At 57.8% G+C, this 19,378-nt stretch carries 24 protein-coding genes and 1 pseudogene; 22 read left to right on the forward strand and 3 right to left on the reverse strand.

The features are described from left to right. Positions 1-692 precede the first annotated feature (692 nt). Entirely contained in the window at positions 693-1,235 is a 543-nt protein-coding gene (locus C1A13_RS13595; protein WP_367379713.1) for a helix-turn-helix domain-containing protein, read from the reverse strand. 171 nt (positions 1,236-1,406) lie between these two features. On the opposite strand from C1A13_RS13595, the gene C1A13_RS13600 reads away from it, so the two are divergent. The 6 genes and pseudogenes from C1A13_RS13600 (at position 1,407) to C1A13_RS13625 (ending at position 6,720) form a co-directional block, all read left to right on the forward strand. Then, the gene (locus tag C1A13_RS13600; RefSeq protein ID WP_418427972.1) at positions 1,407-1,943 is read left to right on the forward strand and encodes a hydrolase; all 537 of its coding nucleotides are present in this window, start codon (positions 1,407-1,409) and stop codon (positions 1,941-1,943) included. A 16-nt stretch (positions 1,944-1,959) separates the two neighbouring features. Further along, a pseudogene (locus tag C1A13_RS13605) lies at positions 1,960-3,328 on the forward strand (sodium-dependent transporter). Between the two features lie 33 nt (positions 3,329-3,361). Beyond that, positions 3,362-3,943 carry a LysE family transporter gene (locus C1A13_RS13610; RefSeq protein WP_101552900.1) on the forward strand — a complete coding sequence of 194 codons (582 nt, stop codon included), beginning with the start codon at positions 3,362-3,364 and terminating at the stop codon, positions 3,941-3,943. A 170-nt stretch (positions 3,944-4,113) separates the two neighbouring features. Further along, a complete protein-coding gene (locus C1A13_RS13615; protein WP_101552902.1) occupies positions 4,114-4,734 on the forward strand; it encodes a TetR/AcrR family transcriptional regulator in 621 nt (206 codons plus the stop codon). Continuing rightward, on the forward strand, positions 4,731-6,149 hold the full coding sequence (locus tag C1A13_RS13620; RefSeq protein WP_101552903.1) for an MATE family efflux transporter: 1,419 nt from the start codon (positions 4,731-4,733) through the stop codon (positions 6,147-6,149). Before C1A13_RS13615 ends, C1A13_RS13620 begins: the two co-directional genes overlap by 4 nt. Continuing rightward, positions 6,142-6,720 (forward strand): AAA family ATPase, encoded by a 579-nt coding sequence (locus C1A13_RS13625; protein ID WP_101552905.1) that lies wholly within the window; start codon positions 6,142-6,144, stop codon positions 6,718-6,720. The genes C1A13_RS13620 and C1A13_RS13625 overlap by 8 nt, the downstream gene beginning before the upstream one ends. 391 nt (positions 6,721-7,111) lie before the next feature. Here the strand turns inward: C1A13_RS13625 and C1A13_RS13630 are convergent, their stop codons facing one another. Further along, complete coding sequence (locus tag C1A13_RS13630; protein WP_146021733.1) at positions 7,112-7,468, reverse strand: hypothetical protein; 357 nt, start codon at positions 7,466-7,468, stop codon at positions 7,112-7,114. A 720-nt stretch (positions 7,469-8,188) separates the two neighbouring features. Here C1A13_RS13630 and C1A13_RS14695 point away from each other — a divergent pair. From C1A13_RS14695 to C1A13_RS13690, 11 genes are all read left to right on the forward strand, one after another. Beyond that, entirely contained in the window at positions 8,189-8,767 is a 579-nt protein-coding gene (locus C1A13_RS14695; RefSeq protein ID WP_146021734.1) for a hypothetical protein, read from the forward strand. Between the two features lie 353 nt (positions 8,768-9,120). Next, positions 9,121-9,870, forward strand: coding sequence for a hypothetical protein (locus C1A13_RS13645; protein WP_101552913.1), 750 nt, complete (start codon positions 9,121-9,123; stop codon positions 9,868-9,870). Between the two features lie 206 nt (positions 9,871-10,076). Further along, positions 10,077-10,604 carry a TetR/AcrR family transcriptional regulator gene (locus C1A13_RS13650; RefSeq protein WP_101552915.1) on the forward strand — a complete coding sequence of 176 codons (528 nt, stop codon included), beginning with the start codon at positions 10,077-10,079 and terminating at the stop codon, positions 10,602-10,604. A 70-nt stretch (positions 10,605-10,674) separates the two neighbouring features. Further along, positions 10,675-11,337, forward strand: coding sequence for a hypothetical protein (locus C1A13_RS13655; RefSeq protein ID WP_101552917.1), 663 nt, complete (start codon positions 10,675-10,677; stop codon positions 11,335-11,337). Position 11,338: 1 nt separating this feature from the next. Beyond that, a complete protein-coding gene (locus tag C1A13_RS13660; RefSeq protein WP_101552919.1) occupies positions 11,339-11,782 on the forward strand; it encodes a DUF2871 domain-containing protein in 444 nt (147 codons plus the stop codon). A gap of 45 nt (positions 11,783-11,827) precedes the next feature. Next, positions 11,828-12,238, forward strand: a complete 411-nt coding sequence (locus tag C1A13_RS13665) for a peptide deformylase (protein WP_101552921.1) — start codon at positions 11,828-11,830, stop codon at positions 12,236-12,238. A gap of 133 nt (positions 12,239-12,371) precedes the next feature. After that, entirely contained in the window at positions 12,372-12,830 is a 459-nt protein-coding gene (locus tag C1A13_RS13670) for a metallophosphoesterase family protein (RefSeq protein ID WP_101552922.1), read from the forward strand. A 4-nt stretch (positions 12,831-12,834) separates the two neighbouring features. Next, positions 12,835-13,335, forward strand: a complete 501-nt coding sequence (locus tag C1A13_RS13675) for a DUF6933 domain-containing protein (RefSeq protein WP_101552924.1) — start codon at positions 12,835-12,837, stop codon at positions 13,333-13,335. A gap of 10 nt (positions 13,336-13,345) precedes the next feature. Beyond that, the gene (gene yaaA, locus C1A13_RS13680; protein WP_101552926.1) at positions 13,346-14,095 is read left to right on the forward strand and encodes a peroxide stress protein YaaA; all 750 of its coding nucleotides are present in this window, start codon (positions 13,346-13,348) and stop codon (positions 14,093-14,095) included. A gap of 1 nt (position 14,096) precedes the next feature. Next, positions 14,097-14,570, forward strand: coding sequence for a thioredoxin-dependent thiol peroxidase (gene bcp / locus C1A13_RS13685; protein WP_101552928.1), 474 nt, complete (start codon positions 14,097-14,099; stop codon positions 14,568-14,570). Between the two features lie 233 nt (positions 14,571-14,803). Continuing rightward, on the forward strand, positions 14,804-15,550 hold the full coding sequence (locus C1A13_RS13690) for a hypothetical protein (protein WP_101552930.1): 747 nt from the start codon (positions 14,804-14,806) through the stop codon (positions 15,548-15,550). 66 nt (positions 15,551-15,616) lie between these two features. Here C1A13_RS13690 and C1A13_RS13695 read toward each other — a convergent pair whose 3' ends face one another. Beyond that, positions 15,617-16,240 carry a DUF4190 domain-containing protein gene (locus tag C1A13_RS13695; RefSeq protein WP_101552932.1) on the reverse strand — a complete coding sequence of 208 codons (624 nt, stop codon included), beginning with the start codon at positions 16,238-16,240 and terminating at the stop codon, positions 15,617-15,619. 187 nt (positions 16,241-16,427) lie between these two features. On the opposite strand from C1A13_RS13695, the gene C1A13_RS13700 reads away from it, so the two are divergent. From C1A13_RS13700 to C1A13_RS13720, 5 genes are all read left to right on the forward strand, one after another. Continuing rightward, entirely contained in the window at positions 16,428-16,940 is a 513-nt protein-coding gene (locus tag C1A13_RS13700; RefSeq protein WP_101552934.1) for a COG2426 family protein, read from the forward strand. Positions 16,941-17,095: 155 nt separating this feature from the next. Further along, entirely contained in the window at positions 17,096-17,509 is a 414-nt protein-coding gene (locus C1A13_RS13705) for a DUF3842 family protein (RefSeq protein WP_101552936.1), read from the forward strand. 4 nt (positions 17,510-17,513) lie between these two features. Beyond that, positions 17,514-18,605: an FAD-binding protein gene (locus tag C1A13_RS13710; protein ID WP_101552938.1), complete on the forward strand. Its 1,092-nt coding sequence runs from the start codon at positions 17,514-17,516 to the stop codon at positions 18,603-18,605. 187 nt (positions 18,606-18,792) lie between these two features. Then, positions 18,793-19,125 carry a winged helix-turn-helix transcriptional regulator gene (locus C1A13_RS13715; protein ID WP_101552940.1) on the forward strand — a complete coding sequence of 111 codons (333 nt, stop codon included), beginning with the start codon at positions 18,793-18,795 and terminating at the stop codon, positions 19,123-19,125. Then, positions 19,122-19,376 (forward strand): helix-hairpin-helix domain-containing protein, encoded by a 255-nt coding sequence (locus tag C1A13_RS13720; RefSeq protein WP_101552942.1) that lies wholly within the window; start codon positions 19,122-19,124, stop codon positions 19,374-19,376. Before C1A13_RS13715 ends, C1A13_RS13720 begins: the two co-directional genes overlap by 4 nt. Positions 19,377-19,378: the final 2 nt, after the last annotated feature.

Below are 19,378 nucleotides of genomic sequence, written 5' to 3' on the forward strand. Positions count from 1 at the left end.
TGGGGCAGAAACCACTTGCATAACCGTCTGCTCAGAGTTACAATCCAACCAAACCAGAATATGAAACGCTTCCTGCCTGGGGGCTGCGACGAGTGCCGGCCTTGGATAGGAAGCGTTTTTGACCACATTGATTACCACAGACGGGTGCGGAGCACGCGGAAACAGTGGTTTTAATAGTGCCAAAGAGTAAGTGAAACCGAGCGGAAACCACTAAAAATGGCTATAAATAAGCGCAAAAATCTTCCCAGAAATTTTTGGGAGCAGGATGCCGCAGGTTCGAATCCTGTCACTCCGACCAAACCAATAGGGTAAAATAGATATTGGGGGTAAAAAACCAGTGTTTATGCGCCCTGAGAGGCTCTTAAGTAGCAATACTTGAGAGCCTCTTTTCTTTGCCATTTGTCCAAGGAATTCACATTCTGCTGGGAGTTGAACCGGCGGGCAGTTCCGATCAGAAAAAATAACACAGTGTCTCATTGAAAGCAGCGGCTAAGACAGCCGCTGCTTTTTATTGTGTGAATAATTACTGTGTCGATGAACCAGAAGAGCTTTAACGATGAAATAAAACAGCTCTGGTAGGAAAACTGAAAAAAATAGAAGCTATCGTGTTACCGGACAAGCGCCGCTCTATGGAGACAAGGGGCGTCGTTCCCTGCTGTAAGACAAAAAGGAGGATTATGTCCCTGGAATGCTCAGGGGTTAAACAAAATCATGTGCAGGATCGCGGCCTCATTCCCGACGTTTCGATACGAGTGTACGCTGTCAGCCTTAAACCGGATGTTTTCCCCCTTTCCAACGGAAAACCGTTGACCATCTGTATCAATTTCAAGCTGCCCTGTGAAGACCGTAATAAATTCGGTGGTTCCTTTAAGATGCGGTTCCGATTCCCAATAGCTCCCCGCATCCAGTTCCAGATAGTAGACCGCAAATTTGCGGTTGTCATCGTCGGGGAAAATCGGGTAATTTTTGACCTTACCACCATCTTCCAGCAGCGGCTGTAGCTCTGATGTTTTCACAAGTTCATACGGGTTTTCCGGGCGGACGGTCAAGGCGTCAAAAGGCACCTTCATTCCATTCGAAATTTTCCACAGCGTTGAGAGGGTTGGGTTTCCCTCTCCTCGCTCAATTTGTGCAAGCATACTTTTGCTGACGCCGCTTAACTTGGACAGCTCGTCCATGCTCATTTTATTCTTTTCACGAAGCCTCTTAATGTTTTTCGCGACAATCTGATTCATGGAGTCCAAAAAAATCCGCTCCTCTCTGTTGACAGTATAACGAACAGGATGTATTATTATATCGCACAAGTGCAATATAGTGTCCACTTTGTACCATTATAAATTCTTGATTCAAATTTGTAAAGAGGAGAGCGAACGAAAATGGTTCCAAATCTACAAGAGGCCCGGGATTTGCTGAAAAAGTACAATAGCGGCGAGTTTCACTTGCTGCACGGAGAGGTGGTTTCTGGCATCATGGGCTGCTTTGCCCGTCAGTACGACCCCCAGAACGAGGTATATTGGGCGGCGGTGGGTATGCTGCACGACATTGACTTTGAGCTTTATCCCGAGGAGCATTGTGCAAAATGCGTTGAACTTTTACGCTCCCACGACATTGACGAGGGCATAATCCGCTCCATCGTGAACCACGGCTATGGCCGGTTGGACTGGGTGACGGTCAAGCCTGAATTACAGATGGAGAAAATCTTATTTGCCACCGATGAATTGTTCGGGCTGATCGGGGCGTGTGCCATGGTGCGGCCCTCCAAAAGCGTTCGGGACATGGATATGAGCTCCATCAAGAAGAAGTTCAAAAAGAAGGAGTTTGCCGCCGGATGCTGCCGGGAAGATCTGGTGCAGGGCGCGGAAATGCTGGGAGTATCGCTGGAAGAACTGATGCGGCAGACGCTTGACGCCATGAAAACCCTGGTTGACGTTCTTCCTGTTTGACGCCTGGGAGGAAGCAATGATGAAACGAGAACATTTTTCCTCCCGGTTGGGATTTATCTTGATTACCGCCGCCTGTTCCATCGGCCTCGGGAACATCTGGCGGTTTCCCTACATCACAGGGAAATACGGCGGCGCGTCTTTCGTCCTGCTTTACATGGTCTTTCTAGTGATTCTGGGGCTGCCCATCGTCGTGATGGAGTTCGCCGTCGGGCGGGCCAGCCAGAGAAGCACGGCCCTCTCCTTCCCTGCTGGAGCCGGAGGGGACAAAATGGCATTGGTTCAAGTACGCCACCATCATCGGGAATTATCTGCTGATGATGTTCTATACCGTCATCAGCGGTTGGCTGTTTTATTACTTTATTGAGATGGCAAAGGGCCGGTTCCAAGGGATCGCTTCCGCCGAAGTAGATGGGATTTTTTCCGGACTGTTGGCACAGCCCGGCACCATGTTTCTGTGTGCGGCGGTCATGATCATCGTCTCCTTTGCCGTCTGCGCCGTCGGCCTGCAGGCGGGCGTGGAGCGGGTCACAAAAATGATGATGCTGCTCTTGTTCGGCCTGCTGCTCGTGCTGGCGGCGCGCTCGGTCACGCTGCCGGGAGCGGAAAAGGGGCTGCGTTACTACCTGCTCCCGGACTTCGGCGCCATGAGGGAGATCGGCCTTCCTGAATGTATCTTCGCCGCCATGGGGCAGGCGTTTTTTACTCTGAGCATCGGCATTGGCACGCTGTCCGTCTTTGGCAGCCGCATTGACAAAAGCCATTCCCTGACCAGCGACGCCCTTTACATGGGGGTACTCGACACGGTGGTGGCGCTGTTGGCGGGCCTTATTATCTTTCCGGCCTGCTTCAGCTTCGGCGTCCAGCCGGACAGCGGCCCCAATCTGCTTTTTATCACGCTGCCCAACATTTTCAACACGATGAGCGGCGGGCGTTTTTGGGGGACGCTGTTCTTCCTGTTCATGGTATTCGCCGCCGTCTCCACGGTGATCGCGGTAATCGAAAACATCATTACCTATGTCATGGATGCAACGGGCTGGAGCCGGAAAAAGTCGGCGGCTGTCAATTTTGTGCTGCTGATCCTGCTCTCCCTGCCCTGCATCCTCGGTTATAATCTATGGAGCGGGTTCCAGCCTTTGGGGGACGGAACAAGTGTCCTGGATTTGGAGGACTTCATTCTGAGCAACAATCTGCTCCCCCTGGGGAGCCTGGTATTCCTTCTGTTTTGTACGCGCCGTTATGGGTGGGGATGGGACCGTTTCTATCACGAGACCACCATCGGGAAGGGGCTGCCTTATCCCGGCTTCGCCAGAACGTACATCAGCTATGTTCTGCCGGTGATCGTCCTCGTCATCTTCATCAGCGGTTATTTGTCCTTTTTGAAATAGTTCTCCACTCGTGTGGGATAGGAGGGTTTTAAATTGTTTCATGTATCAGATTTCCTGATCTACTGTTTTATCACGGCTTACACGCCGGGGGCCAACAATCTATTGTCCATGAGCAACGCGGCCCGGCTGGGCTTCCGCCGCAGCTTCCACTTCAACCTGGGCATCCTGGCCGGGTTTGCAGTCGTGATGTCGGTCTGCACCCTGTTCAGCACCACGCTGTATGCCTACCTCCCAAAAGTGAAGATATTTATGCAGCTCGCAGGGGCGGCTTATATGCTGTATCTTGCCTGGAAGGTGTGGAAAAGCTCCGCCAACATAGAGGCGGACAGCGGGAAAGAGGCCAGCTTTCTTTCCGGTATGCTCCTGCAATTCGCCAATCCCAAGATCTATATTTACGCGATCACCGCCATGACGCTCTACATTTTGCCGGTCTACCACTCCACCGGGGCGGTGATTGGATTTACCGTCCTCCTGGCGCTGATCGGGGCGTCCGGCTCCTTCGTATGGGCGCTGTTCGGGTCGGCCTTCTGTAAGTTCTTTTCAAGGCATACAAAAGCGGTCAATCTTGTGATGGCTCTACTGCTTGTCTACTGCGCAGTCGCTTTGTTCCTGTAAAATGCCTGGGCCGACCATAGGGGCGAGAGCTTCCCGTAGATTGCCCAAAGCCTGGGAGACATTGGCCCACCGCTGAAAAGATTTACAGAAACTTAATAGACTTATTGGTCTGTTTGTGTTATGCTGCTAAAAACAGACCAATAAGTCTATTTCTTTAAGGAGTATCCATTATGAAGCGCGAAGAAAAGAATTTCATCAGCCTGCAAAGAATTTTAGATACCGCTACGCAAGAGTTTGCGCGGCAGGGCTACGGCCTGAGTTCCGTCAATACCATCTGCAATTCAGGCGGCATTTCAAAAGGGATCCTTTATCACTATTTCAAAGACAAAGACGCACTCTATCTGGCCTGCCTGCAGACATGCTTTGACCGTTTGACCGCCGCGCTGAGAGAAGGCGCCGCGGATCTCCAGGGCTCCGCCGGCGAGTGCCTGGAATCTTACTTTGACACACGGCTGGCTTTCTTTGAAAAGAATCCCCAGCTGCTTCCTCTTTTTTGCGAAGCCGTCATTTCGCCGCCCACTCATTTGCAGAATGCCGTTCAGGAAATCAAAGCGGAATTTGACGCGCTGAATGTTTTCGTGCTGACCGCACTGCTGGAAAAGGTACCTCTCCAGCCCGGCGTCACAGTGGACGAGGTGGTGGGGGTGTTCCGGCTGTACCAAGATTTTATCAACGCTCGGTACCGGATGGAGAACCTTGATTCCGACGGGTGGAAACAGCATGAGCAAGTCTGTAAGCGGTCGCTGCATATTTTGCTGTACGGCGTGGTGGAGCGGGGGGAAGAGATATGAGCGGGACAGCCACGAACGGCCGGGAATCCATTTTATCGGATGCAACGCCCGAAAAGGCAATCGTAAAGCTTGCCGTACCCGCAACGCTGGCCCTTCTGGCAAAGGCGGTCTATAACATCGTGGACACCGCGTATATCGGGATGCTGGACAGCGACATCGCCCTCGCGGCCGTGGGCGTCACCTTACCTCTGCTGCTGATTATGGTTTCGGTGGAAAACATTTTTGCGGCGGGCGCGGCGGTATTGGCGGGCCGGCAGCTGGGGGCGAATGACAGGGAGAGCGCCAACCGAACGGTGACCACCATCGTCGGGCTATCTATGCTGATCGGCGTCGGCCTCTGCATTTTGGGGCTCCTGTTTATGGAACCGCTGCTGCGGGCTTTCGGCGCCTCAGACGCGGTCTTGCCCCAGGCAAAGGACTATGCGTTTTGGATGTTTATCGCCGCGCTGTTCAATCTTCCCGCCCAAAGCCTCAACTGCGCGGCCAGAGCGGAATCCTCGGTAAAAATTTCTTCCGTCGCCGTGATCGCCGGCGCGCTTCTGAATGTGCTGCTGGACCCGGTGTTCATGTTTTCCTGGGGGTTTGGCATGGGAGTGGAGGGCGCTTCCCTCGCTACCACCCTTTCCCAGTTTGTGACCTTTGGCATTCTGCTGTGGTTCTATCTGAGCGGCCGTTCCATCATCAAAGTGAAGCCCCGTTATTTTAAGCCCTCCGGCGGTCTGGTATGGAGTGTGATCTCCATCGGTATCCCCACGGCGGTCATCCAAATTTGTCTTGCAGTGGCTACCTCGCTCACCAATATCGCGGCAAAGCCCCTGCCGGATTCCGATCTCATCATTGCGGCCTACGGCGTGGTGCAGCGGTTGATCCTCATCGGCTGCTATGTGGTCATGGGCTTTATGCAGGGTTACCAGCCGGTGGCCTCCTACGCTTTCGGCGCAAAAAATGAGGAGCGGTTTCATCAGTCGGCGCGGTTTGCGCTCAGAGGCTCGCTGCTGCTGACCGTGGCGGTGGCGGCGGCGTATATCCTGCTGGCCCAGCCGCTCATACTGCTGTTTAACCGCAATCCGGCGGTGGTGGAGTTCGGGAAATGGCTGCTGATTTCGCAGGTGATTTTGTACCCCGCTTTCGGTTTGTGCTACATGATGACGATTACCTTTCAGACAATCGGCTCCTCTAAAATGGGGCTGTTCCTATCCTTGATTCGGCAAGGGATGTTCTATATCCCGTTCATCCTGCTTTTGCCCCGCATTTTCGGCGTGTCGGGCATCTACCTTTCACAGCCGGCCGCCGACGCACTGACGATACTTACCTGCGTCATTTTGATAAGGCCGATGAAACGCGCGGCGTCAAGAAAAATGGCGGAGAATAGACAGGAAGAAACAGACCCCAGGAGGCGCGGTGAAGATGGATAAAGTGATTGCGATCAGCCGGCAACACGGCAGCGGCGGTAGGCAAATTGGAAAACTTGTCTCCGAACAGTTGCATATCCCCTTTTATGACAAGGAGATCGTCCAGGAGGCCGTCTGTCAAAGCGGCCTCTGCGCGGAACAGTTTGACGGCGCAGATCTAAGGGGAGCGGGAAACGGTCTTTATTCGATTGTCCCGGGCGTACCCTTTGAACTGCCGGTAAAAGATACGCTGTACCTCGCCCAACGCGAAGCGATCTGTAACTTGGCTGCCGGCGGGCCTTGCGTGATCGTGGGCCGCGGCGCCTGCGAGGTGCTGAAGGGCAGACTTCCTTTGCTGCGCGTATTTATTTATGCGGATATGGAAACAAAAATCCAGCGTGTGGTGGAAGAATATCAGGAGCTACCGGAAAATGCAGAGAAGCGGCTCTATGCGGTCGACAAAAAGCGCATGGCATATTATTCTTTTTATGAAAAGAAAGAAAAAGAACGGGCAAAGTATTTCGACATCTGCATTGATAGCGGCAGCCTTGGAATCGACGGGGCCGTTCAGGTTATTTTATCGGCCTACCGTTAAATTCTGCGGCAACATTTTGGCAACGGAAAATCAGTTGGGGCAATTCTGCACACCGTCCCGCCCATGCTGGAGCGGCAGGCGGTGTCTGCGCGGACAAAACCATGGTAAAACAAACCCAGGCAGCGTTTTGGGCTGTCTGGGTTCTTTTTTCGGCGCAAATATAGAATTTACAAATGAATTTCCTTTTATCGCTCTACGACAACCGTTAACTTTCTCCAACGGGGGCAGCTTTTTGATCTGCTCCGCTCCTCTCCGATTACTAACTTTTTTCATTTTACCCCAAAATGTTTCCGATGACAACGGTACCTCGATCAAGACGGGGCCGAGACAAAGCGATTGATTGGGCAGGATTTTGAGCGAAGCAGCCACATGGGCCTTGGCACACCGGATCTCATTCCGTCTCCCACATGATTGCGGCCCTTTGGGGAAATGCCGTCATGCCGGCGCCGGCAAACGAGGCGAAATAGACGTAGATTGCTTTCGCCTGGGCGGTAAGGTCCCGATCTGGCATGACCAGCCTCGGTACGGTGTCGAAGCCGCGGGCCGCCACGCTTTCAAATACCAGAAGACCCGTCATGCCGCTTTCCGTCGAAGCGGCGGAAGCGTAAGTAGGGACGGACAGCCGAACGGTATAGAGATTCCCGCTCGCGGTACGCTCCCTGCTGATGTACCCGTTCTCCACCAGGCGGCTCATGTGCTTGGTATAGGTACCTTGTTGATCTGCAAGTCTCTCACGATTTTGTCCCACTTGGGGAACGCCATGCAGCCGCAACCGGCATAGGCGCAGATGTAAGCGTAGATGGTTTTGGCGAGAAGGGGGAACACCGAATTGCGCATCACCGCCTTATGGATTTTTCCGTATCCTTTGGAATTGATGCTGATTAGGTCAGGCATTTCTATCACCTCTCCGGCCTTCGCTGTCAAAAGAATAGGCACCCGAAATCGGGTGCCTTAAAGAAGATAGGGTTTCGATTTGTCAAATCCGTAGCGGCTATGCCATTAGAACCATTGTCTGCTGGAGATTTTGAAAAAAGATAAGAACTTGAGAACCCCCCAGTTTTTCCAGAAATCCTTATGTCATGCGGGTTGAAAAGACTTTTAGTGGTTGTTGGATTCCGACCAGTTCTGCTATCTTCTCTTTCGTTAAAGGCACTCAAAATCCGTTGGTGCCGCATCTCCGGCCTAAGAGCCGCCCTGCGGGCGGTTGGCCTCCGAAACGCCTCGCTGTGGCTCGGTGTGCGGGCGGGTACTCTGTTCGCTGCGCTCGCCCGGCGTGCGGTAGGAACCCTGACGGTTCCCCCAGACACGCCTCCTCCCTCCGATAACTTGTTGCCTGAATAGTGATTTTACCGCATTGCTGCAAGGGTAAGTCCATATGAGACTTACCCTTTTTTTCTTTATTTTTATGTGATATACTTTTCCAAAGAAAATTTTTTTACTGGTATAGCTAGAATGTGGAGGTGAAATAATGGAAATCCCAGGTGAGGGTCTAATCAGCACTGCAATAGAACAAGTGGTCGCAGGTGTTCAAATTAAAGTCTCGCAGATTGAAGAAAGTCGCAATAGAGAATTCTTATATCAGATGAAAGAATTAGAATTCTATAAAAGTAACTATGAGAAAGATTTGAAAGGAATTTTTGATTATTGGTTTGATGTAGTTAGAATTACTCATATCAAAGACAACTTACATTTAACAGAACAAGAACGTCAAAAGTATAATAAAAAATTTAGCGAGTTAGTTTATGTTGATAAAATTGCGCAGTATAAAATGAACACCTTAAAATATGGCGGAAGAGAAACTGGACGAATACTTGCATTACAGAACAAGTTACAACAAAAATTTTACGATGACAAACCGCGCGAAACTGAACTTTATTTATGGTGTAGAATTCTGGCTGTTTTAAAAAAGGATATACTCGGGCAGGATTTGGATCCGCTTGATATTCTCCGCGTTTTAGTTAACGACTATGACGAACATGAAAAAGAAATAATCGCTGCAAAAAATTATGTGGATAAAATATATGCCCAAACTTACGGTAAACCATGAGACTTGGGACCGAAGTGCTGGATGTAAACTCCGAGGGATATGCTGCATTTCAGAAATTTCTGAATGGTCTGGAGTATTTCCCGGAGAGCCTCCGCTTCCGGGGGCAGGTGAAGGGAATGCTGGAGATTTACTTTGAGCTGATCAAGCACAGGGGAACCGACTCTTACGCCGCACCTACGCACTATATTTTGCTGACTTATGCCGCCACGTCATACCCGCAACTGAGCAAGAGGGTGGATAGTGACAGAACCAATTTATAATGTTATTATTTTATAGAGCGATTGGAAGTTCGCTGACCGCAAACTGCGGCAATTTGGGATTATCACAGAAAAGCATGGAAAGGCGGCCTGTGCATGCTTCATGTAAAGAACGGTGTGCCGGTTCTGGCACTGATCTGTTTGCTGGGCGCGTGCGCTGCGCCCGCCGATGGGCCGCAGGCGGAGCCGCCGTTCGCCAGCGGCCCATCCTTGGAGGCGACAGCGCCGGAAAGTGCCTCCCCCGCCGTACCCGCGGAAAAGGCGCCTCCAAAGGGCGGGGCCAAGGTCGAATGGCCGACATTGGAGGAGTCGATGGCGGCATATGCTGAGGTTTTGAATGGGAGCAGAAACGCAAGGTCCGACGAAGGAGAGATCCCTTTTGAGGATTTATTCAATCGCACGGAGGATGGGGAATTTTACGAATGGGAGAAATATGCCTTTTTCGACATGAACGGGGATGGGATTCCCGAGCTGCATCTATCCACCGGTCATGGAAACAGCTACGAAATCTATACTTATTATAATCAGGAGGTCATGCTCTGGTATCGTGGAGTCGATTACAACTATCCGCTTGAAAACCGCGCGATGGGATATATCCGATATGGGGCGGCCCCCACGCATATCGACTATCAATATAGGGTATTGGATTTTTGGGGCGATATACAGTTTTATATAGAGTTCACGAAAGGCGATACAGACGAAAACGGAATTTATGATGAGCGGGATGATTATATCTATAAGGGCAAATGGATCTCAAAAGAGGAATGGGACAAGCTGACCGAGCCGTACCTGGCAGTCAAACCGGCCGACCTTTGCTGGAAGCCGATGCGCAATGATACGCCTTAAAGGATTTCCGGCTTATTCTTTTCTCGTATACGATAATCTTCCTCTGGTTTTCCGACACAGGCCCGCGTACCCGAAACCGGATAAAAAAGAGGCAAATCATTCCGGCGCCTTGACAAACGGCTGGCGGCGCGCTATAATGAACATTGTTCAGTTACGAAAGCGGGGTGATTGCGGTCAACACGGTGGTGACGTCGAAAGAAGCGATTATGAAAACCTGCCGGGATATGGTGTCCGAACGGGGCCTGTCCGCCCTGGACATGCGTTCGGTCGCAAAGGCGTGCCATGTGGCGCTCGGGTCGCTCTACAACTACTTTCCCTCGAAGGACGCCCTGGTCACCGCGACCATCGAGAGCGTCTGGCAGGATATTTTCCACATGGAGCAGTGCTGCGAACAGAAGCCCTTCCCCGAATATGTCCGCTGGATCTTCGACAGCGTCCGGCAGGGGACCAGGGAGTATCCCCATTTTTTCACGGCGCATTCCATCAGCGTCGCCAGCTCCGCCAAGGAACAGGCACGCAAAACCATGGAGCAGTATTTTTCCCACATGAAGGCGGGAATGGCGCAGTCGCTCCGGGCGGACCCGGCCGTCAGAAGGGACGCGTTTTCCGCGTCGTTTTCGGAATCGGACCTGATCGATTTCGTGCTGTCCAACCTTCTGACGCTGCTGGCCCGGCAGGAGGACGACTGCGAGGTGCTGCTTGAAGTGATCCGCCGGGTCCTGTATCCGGCCTGAAAGCCCGTCTGAGGACGGGTTTTCAAAGCGCTTATTGTGAACGCCGTTCAACTTGAAAGGAGATGCCGCGATGCAGGCAGTATTTGAAACCCTCTTCGACATCGTTTACCTGTCCACCGTCATCACGCTGGGATATCGGATGATCCGCGGCGGCAAAGGTCAAAAACAGTACCTGCTGTTTGGGATCATGGCCGTCGTCCTCGGCTGCGGGGACGCCTTCCATCTGATCCCCCGCGCCGTCGCGCTCTGCACCACGGGGCTGGAATCCTATCCCGCGGCGCTGGGCATCGGGAAGCTGGTCACTTCGATCACTATGACCGTCTTTTACCTGCTGCTCTATTATGTGTGGCGGGCACGGTACCGGATCACCGGCCGGGCCGGGCTGACGGCGGCCGTCTGGGCGCTTTCGCTCTCCCGCATCCTCCTCTGCCTGGCGCCGCAGAACCGCTGGACCAGCGCCGACGCGCCGCTCAGCTGGGGGATCTACCGCAACATCCCCTTCGCGCTGCTGGGGCTGCTGATCGTGCTTCTCTTTTACCGGAGCGCCAAGCGGCACGGGGACCGCGCGTTTCGCTTCTTGTGGCTCGCCGTTCTGCTCAGCTTCGCCTTCTACCTTCCGGTCGTGCTCTTTGCCGACGCCCTGCCGCCGGTCGGCATGCTGATGATCCCCAAAACCTGCGTCTACGTCTGGATGGTCGTAATGGGTTTCCGGGCGATGAAAGGAGAACGCTGATATGAAAAAATACCTGAATTTCGCGTTTGCTTATGCGATCCTCGCCATGGCGGGCGGCGTATTTTACCGCGAATTTACCAAGTGGAACGCCTTTACGGGCGCGACGGCCCTGGGCAAGGTGCACACCCACCTGTTTATCCTGGGGATGTTCCTCTTTTTGATCGTCGCGCTCTTTGCCGGGCGCGGGGACGGCCTGGAGCGTTACAAATCCTTCCGCGCCTTCCTGTATCTCTACAACGTGGGGCTCCCGCTCACGGCGGTCATGATGGTGGCGCGCGGGATCCCTCAGGTGCTTGCGCTTCCGCTTTCCAAGGGGATGGACGCGGCGATCTCCGGGATTGCCGGGATCGGGCATATCCTCCTCGGGACGGGCGTCGTCCTGCTCCTTCTGTCGCTGAAAAAAGCGGCGCGGCACGCGGAGACCGCGGCGCAGGGCCGCCGTTAGCGGGCGCGGCGCGCGGGAATCCGTGGAGAGAAAGGGGAAAGACCGATGGTAAGGGAAATCATGAGGGACGAAGCGTTCCTGGCGCGGAAGGCCGAACCGGCCGAGGAGGCCGACCTGCCCGCCGCGAGGGACCTGCTGGACACGCTGGAGGCCCACAGACAGGGCTGCGTGGGCATGGCGGCCAATATGATCGGCGTCAGCAAACGCATCATCGCCTTTGAAAACGAGGGAAACTACACGGTGATGTTTAACCCCGAGATCATCAGGCGTTCCGAGCCCTATGAGACGGAGGAGGGCTGTCTTTCCCTCTCCGGCACCCGGAAGGTCAAGCGCTGGAAATCCATCAAGGTGCGTTACCAGAACGAATCGTTCCAGACGCGCCTGAAGACCTTCGCCGGCTGGACCGCCCAGATCATCCAGCACGAGGTGGACCACTGCGAGGGGATCCTCATCTGAGGTCTCCGGGCCCGGAAAAACGCACCGCTTCCGCGGTGCGTTTTTTTGTCCGCGGCGGGGGACGCGGGGCGTTCCAAAAAAACGCGGAATATGGTAGAATAACGGCGGGAACCTTGCGGAGCGGGAGGCGGCCATGAAAAAAATCGTCCTGTTATCAGACACCCACGGCCTCCTGCGGGAGGAGGTCAGGGCCCTGCTGGCCGAGGCGGACGCCGTCGTCCACGCCGGGGATTTCGACACCCCGGAAGTCGCGGACGCGCTGCGCGCCTGCGCGGAGCCCCACCTCGTCCGGGGCAACAACGACGGAGCGTGGGCGGAGGACCTTCCCCGGACGCTCGCGTTCACCATCGAGGGGGTGCGCTTCTTCCTGGCGCACAACCGGAGGGACGTGCCGCGCGGGCTGAACGGCGTGGACGTGGTGGTCTGCGGGCACTCCCACAAGTACGCCTCGGAGGACCGGGGCGGGGTGCTGTGGCTCAACCCCGGAGGCTGCGGCAGGCGGCGGTTCGGCCTGGAGCTCACCCTCTGCCTGATGGAGGTTGACGCGGGCCGTTACCGCGTGGAAAAGATTTTTCTTCCCCGGGAGGGATGAAACGATGGAACTGGGACTGACGATCCCGCTGCGGCGGCATTTGAAGATGAACAGCCTCCCCCACGGAGAGACGCCCGACCGCGGGGCCTGCTGGGACCTGCACGTCATCACCCTCCGGGGGCGGAAGAGCCTGCTCGCGGTCCACTGCCGCAGCCGCTACGCCTTCGTCCTCTTCGGCCTGAGCGGCGCCGAGTGGGAGGCGCTGCCCGCGACCTTCCTCGAGGGGCTTCGCAGGAGCCTGGACGCCGCCGGCGTCGAGCCGGAGACCGCCGGGGAGTACCTCCGCCGCGCGGGGGAAATCCGGCTGACGAGGACGCACGGGCGGCGGGAGGTCGCCTTTCTCAACCGGGCGTGGGAGGATGTGACGGCGCTGGACCATGCGCTGGACCCCGCCCGCCGGGAACAGCCGCTTCTGGACCGCGAAGTCAACGCAAAGCCCAGCCGCTGCGCCGGGTGCGACGGCACGGGCCCGGCGCGGCAGCGTCTGGCGCGGAGCCTGCGATAAGGAGGCGCCTATGCGGATCATCATATCCCCCGCGAAAAAAATGCATGAGGACGCCGACAGTCTCGAACCTCTCGGCCCGCCCCGGTTTTTGCCGGAGGCGGAACGCCTGCTGTCCGTCCTGCGCCCGATGCCGCTGCGGGAGTTGAAGGCCCTCTGGCAGTGCAGCGACGCGATCGCCGCCCTCAACGCGAAGCGGCTGCGCCGCATGGACCTGCGCGGGCGGCTGACCCCGGCGGTCCTCTCCTACGAGGGCATCCAGTACCAGTACATGGCCCCCGGCGTCTTTGAGACGGGGCAGTTCGCCTACCTTCAGGAGCACCTGCGCATCCTCTCGGGCTTTTACGGCCTGCTGCGGCCCTTCGACGGGGTGGTCCCCTACCGGCTCGAGATGCAGGCCAGGCTCCCGGTCGACGGGCACCGGGACCTTTACGGCTTCTGGGGGGACAAGCCCGCGCGGGCGCTGGCCGGGGAGACGGACCTTCTGGTCAACCTCGCATCGGCGGAGTACAGCCGGGCGGTGAAGCCGCATCTGCCGCCCCGGGTGCGGTTCCTCACCTGCACCTTCGGGGAGTGGAAGGAGGGGCGGGTGATCGAAAAGGGGACGCTCTGCAAGATGGCGCGGGGACGGATGGTGCGGTGGCTGGCGGAAAACAACGTCACCGCCGCCGGGGACATCCGGGAGTTCCGCGAGTTGGGATACCGGTATAACGCCGGCTGTTCCGGGGAAAATCACTATGTATTCATCAAGGAGGATGGCTGATATGCTGGAAGCCGGAACCAAAGCGCCCGATTTCACCCTGCCGGACAAGGACGGACGGCCCGTCTCCCTGTCGGACTTCCGGGGGAAAAAGGTCGTGCTCTATTTTTATCCCAGGGACGACACCCCCGGCTGCACCCGTCAGGCCTGCGCCTTCGCGGCGGCCTACGACGCGTTCCGGGAGCTGGACGCGGTGGTCATCGGGGTGAGCAGGGATTCCGCCGCCTCCCACCGGAAATTCGCCGAAAAGCACGGCCTGCCCTTCCTGCTTCTCTCCGACCCGGAGCTGACCGTCCTGCAGGCCTACGGCGTCTGGCAGGAGAAGAAGCTCTACGGAAAGGTGAGCATGGGGGTCGTGCGGAGCACCTACCTCATCGACGGGGAGGGCGTGATCGAAAGGGCCATGCCGAAGGTTAAGCCGGACACCAACGCGGAGGAAATCCTCGCGTATCTCCGGGATCGCCGCGGCGGGAAATAAAAAGAACAGGCGGGAGGGCGCGTCAGCCCCCTCCCGCCTTTCCGCCGGCATTCCTCCGGCGTCGTGTAGTCAACAGTTTTTCTGTCCAATTTTTGCAAATCGGATGCAAAAAGCCCGGGAAGCGGGGCGAAACCCGGGCGTACCGGGCTTATTATTAAAGCCGCTTTGGACGGGCTGTTTGTGACGGTCAATTTATGGTAGACTGTTTTCAGAATGATTGAGGAGGCGCGCTTATGACCTACAAATACCGTTATATCCGGCGGGAGCTGTACGAAGCCAACCCCGCGAAAAGGTTGAAGTCCTTCCGGAGCCCGTCGGAAATGTCCCGGCTGATCAGGTGGCCCCTGTGGGTCATGGGGATCGGGGGTATCTGCTTGACGGTCTACTTGCTCTGGCTTTTGTTTACCATGCCCCAAAGCCCGCTGGTGCCGGTACTGTCCGTCATCGTACTTTTTCTGTCGCTGGTCGCGTCGTTTTCGCGGGAAAAGCTCTTTTACCACCTCCCCGCGCGGGAAAAGGAGCTGGCGGAGCAGCAACGCGACTACATCGAATACCTTGCGGGCATCCGGGCCGTCCTGATCAAGCACGGAATCGACGGGTCGGAGAAGCTGCGAAAGCTGAAGGCCGAATGCGAAACGCTTTTGAAGGCGCGGGAAGAAAAATACGCAAGGTTTCACCGGGTCATCACCGACATGCTGATCAGCGTGCCCGTGGCCGCCCTGATCACCGGCCTGATCTATCAGGACAGCGGTGTGGTGCCTGTGGCAACGGCGTCGGTGCTGCTGTTGGGGCTGCTGGTCTTCGGGCTGGCGAAGCTGTTCAGCAAGATTGATTACTATTCCGACGGGTATTTCAAGGACCAGAACCTGTTGGACGCGATCAGCGAGGTGGAATACGCGGGCTGGCCGTTTGGGGCTCCCGGCGGGACGCGGACGGACGGGGAGGAGGCGCAGGCGGCGGACGAGGTCCGCGCAGTCTGACACGGGTGCCTCCAAATAGAAAAGGGCGTCCCCGCCGTATGGCGGGGACGCCCTTTGCGGATCAGATCAGAGGACGGTGAGGACGATGTTCAGCAGCCACATCAGGATGGAGACCACGACGCCGATGATGCCGAGGACATAGCCCGCCGTCGCGCGGCCGCTGTTCGTGCTCTTGCGCCCGACCGCGCCGCTCGAGACGGCGACGGCCGAGAGGATGACGCCGATCAGCGGGATGAAGAAGGCGAGCAGCACGCCGAGGATGCCTGTCACGAGGGCGACGGTCGCCTTGCCGGTGGGATTGTGGACCTCGACGGGGACGGGGGCCGCGGGGGCCGCGGCGGCGTCCGGCTGCGGCGCGGCGCCGCCCTCCGGGACGGGAACGTCCTGCGAGAGCAGGCTCATGAGCGCGTCAACGCGGTTTTTGAGCGCCTTTTTGGGAACCGCGCCGTAAAACCCGTCGAGGCCGTGCTCGCCGAACGATTTGATCCACGCCTCGAGGTGAATATTTCCCTGCGAGTAGCGAAAACTGATGAAGGACGGCGCGGTCAGGAACCCGACGCCCTTTTTCCAGACCGTCTCGCCTTTGTAGTTGACCTGCCGGAAGCCTTCCTTCGCGAAGAAGTCCTCCGAGACGAACTTGATGAAGTCGTCGGGCTTGCCGCTCTGGTAATCCGCAATGAATCTGGACATATGTACGCCTCCTCTTTTTGATGGAACCTTGCTGTCAATCATAGCATAATTCCCCGCGAAATGGAATCTTTCCCTTCTGGTTGGTTTGCCCGCGGGAATATGCTATAATGACGGTGGTACAATCTGAAAACCTTCCGGCGGGCCCAAAGGGGACACCGCCCATCCAAAAACGGGGAGGGAAACAATCATGGCCGCTGCGCTGACGCCGCTGAGAATCTGGCTCAAAGACCTCTTTGTCCTGCTCCTTTCGATGGTCCCCATCGCCGAGAACCGCCTGGCCATCCCGGTCGCCGCCGCGCTGCGCCTCAAGTGGCAGCAGGCGTTCCTCTGCACGACGGCGGGCAGCTTCCTGCCCGTGCCCTATGTGATGAAGGGCAGCGGGCCGCTGGCCGACCGCGCCCGCAGGGTCGGCTTTGTCGAGCGCGGACTCGGGCGGGTCGAACGGTTCGCCCAAAAGCACCCCGGGCTCTTCCGCAACGGCTCCGTGTTCATCCTTGCCGTCTTCGTCGGCATCCCCTTCACAGGGATCGGCGTGTGGATCGCCTCCTTCGTCGCGGGCGCGCTCGGGTTCGACCGGCGCAGCTCGATGGCCGCCATCCTCGTCGGCACGGTGATCTCGGGGCTCTTTACCACCGCGTGCACCTACGGGGTGATCGTCGGCGTGAAAACGCTCTTCCGGTGTGTCACCCGGGCCGCATGAATCTTGAGGCGGAGGGCCGCTTCCCCAAATGGGGAAGCGGCCCTTTTTCTTTCCCCGCGAATGTTGTATAATATCCGCAGAGCTGTTATGACCTGCGAGGGCCCGCGCCCGCGGGGGGCGGGCCCGGCGGAGAAGCGTTGAACGGAGGATACGGGATGCGGATTATTGTGATTGACGGACAGGGCGGCGGCATCGGGCGCAGCCTGACGGAAAAGCTGCGCGCGGAGCTGCCGGAGGCGGAGCTCGTGGCGGTGGGGACCAACTCGGCCGCGACCGCGAACATGATGCGGGCGGGCGCCAACGTGGGGGCGACGGGGGAAAACGCCGTCGTCTTCAACTGCTCGCGCACCGATGTGATCGTCGGGCCGCTCGGCATCATTCTGGCCGACGCGATGCTCGGGGAGATCACCCCGCGCATGGCCTGCGCCGTGGCGGCCAGCCGCGCCAAAAAGGTGCTCATCCCCGCCGCCAAGCAGCATATGACGATCGTGGGCATCGAGGACCTGCCCCTCTCCCGCTATATCGACGAGGCGGTCGCCTGCGTGCGGGATTTCTGCGGGAGGGATTGACGGTATGCCAGAGGGACCATACGACGTCGCGATCATCGGGCTGGGCCCGGCGGGCGCGACCGCGGCGCGGCTGCTCGACAGCCGCCTGCGGGTGATCGCAATTGATCAAAAACAGGCGGCGGGCGGTTTCCAAAAGCCGTGCGGCGGCCTGCTCGCACCCGACGCACAGAAGGCGCTCGCGCGGTTCGACCTGACCCTTCCCAAGGAGGTGCTCGTAGACCCGCAGATCTTCGCGGTGCGTACCATCGACCTGAAATCGGGACTCACCCGCCACTACCAGCGGATGTACCTCAACCTCGACCGGCACCGGTTCGACCGCTGGCTCCGGTCGCTCATCCCCGCCAGGGTGCGCGTGGAGGAGGGCTGCGTGTGCAGGCGCGTCGAGCGGACCTCCGGGGGCTTTTGCGTCCTCTACGAAAAGGAGGGCGCGCTCCGCGAAATCACCGCGCGTTACCTCGTGGGCGCGGACGGGGCGGGTTCCCTCGTGCGGCGGGCCTTCTTCCCGGAGGTCTCCATCCGCAGGTATGTCGCGATCCAGCAGTGGTTCCCCGACGAAAACCCCAACCCCTTCTACTCCTGCGTCTTCGACCCGGAGAACACCGACTGCTACTCCTGGTCGATCTGCAAGGACGGGTCGTTCATCTTCGGGGGCGCCTATCCCGCCCGGGGATGCCGCGCGCGGTTCGAGCGGCAGAAGGAAAAGCTCGCGGCGCTCGGCTTCCAGTTCGGCGAGCCGGTCAAAACCGAGGCCTGCCTGCTGCTGCGGCCCGCCGGGCGGCGGCAATTCTGCACGGGAAGGGACGGCGTGTTCCTCGCGGGGGAGGCGGCGGGCTTTGTCAGCCCGAGCTCCCTGGAGGGGATCAGCAGCGCGATCCTCAGCGGCTCCCGGCTCGCCCGCGCCCTGAACGGGGACGGCGACCCGGTCCGCGCTTACGCGCGCGGCTGCCGCGCGCTGCGCCGCAAGCTGTGGCTGAAGCTGCTCAAATGCCCCTTCCTCTACGACCCCGGCCTGCGGCGGCTCGTGATGAAAAGCGGCCTTGAGGCGATCGGCGTGGAGCGGCCCGAGCAGGCCCACCCCACGGCCGGCGGGCGTTGACGCGCGCGGCGCCCTGCCCGCGTCAAACGTTTTGGGGGCCGGGGGGCTTTTCAAAGCCCTCCCGGAACGTTCCCCCGGGACTGGACTTTTTTGCGCCTATGGGTTACTATGGGAGCAACAGAAGATTCCGAATACTGCATGCAGTTTGAAATTCTGGTATCAAAACGAAAGCATTGGGGGAATTCCTATGACAAAGCCGCTGCCCTGCTGCCCTGTGGAGACGACGCTCCTGCTCATCGGGGACAAGTGGAAGGTGATGATCCTGCGCGACCTGATGACCGGGACCAAGCGGTTCGGGGCGCTGCGCCGGAGCATCCCGGCGATCAGCCAGAAGATGCTGACCCAGCAGCTGCGCGCAATGGAGGCGGACGGGCTGGTGCACCGGGAGGTGTACGCCGAGGTGCCGCCGCGGGTGGAATACTCGCTGACCGAAACGGGCGAAAGCCTGCGCCCGGTGCTCGACGCGATGTCCGTGTGGGGCCGGCAGTACCAGCGGGACCAGGGGGAGGGCGTCGCATGAAAAGCGACCTGCGGACAATCCCCGGCGTCGGGTCCAACATGGAGGAACACCTGCTGCGGCTGGGCGTCTCCTCGGTCGCGTCGCTGCGCGGACAGGACCCGGAGGAGCTCTACGAGCGGGACTGCGTGCTGCACGGGGGCGTGCTCGACCGCTGCGTGCTCTACGTCTACCGCTGTGCCGTCTACTTCGCGGAAACCGATTGTCCCGAACGGGAGAAATGCAGCTGGTGGTACTGGAAGGATCAGGTGTAGCC

The organism is Anaerotruncus massiliensis (ex Togo et al. 2026) (assembly GCF_900199635.1).
GTDB classification, from domain to species: Bacteria; Bacillota; Clostridia; order Oscillospirales; family Ruminococcaceae; genus Anaerotruncus; species Anaerotruncus massiliensis.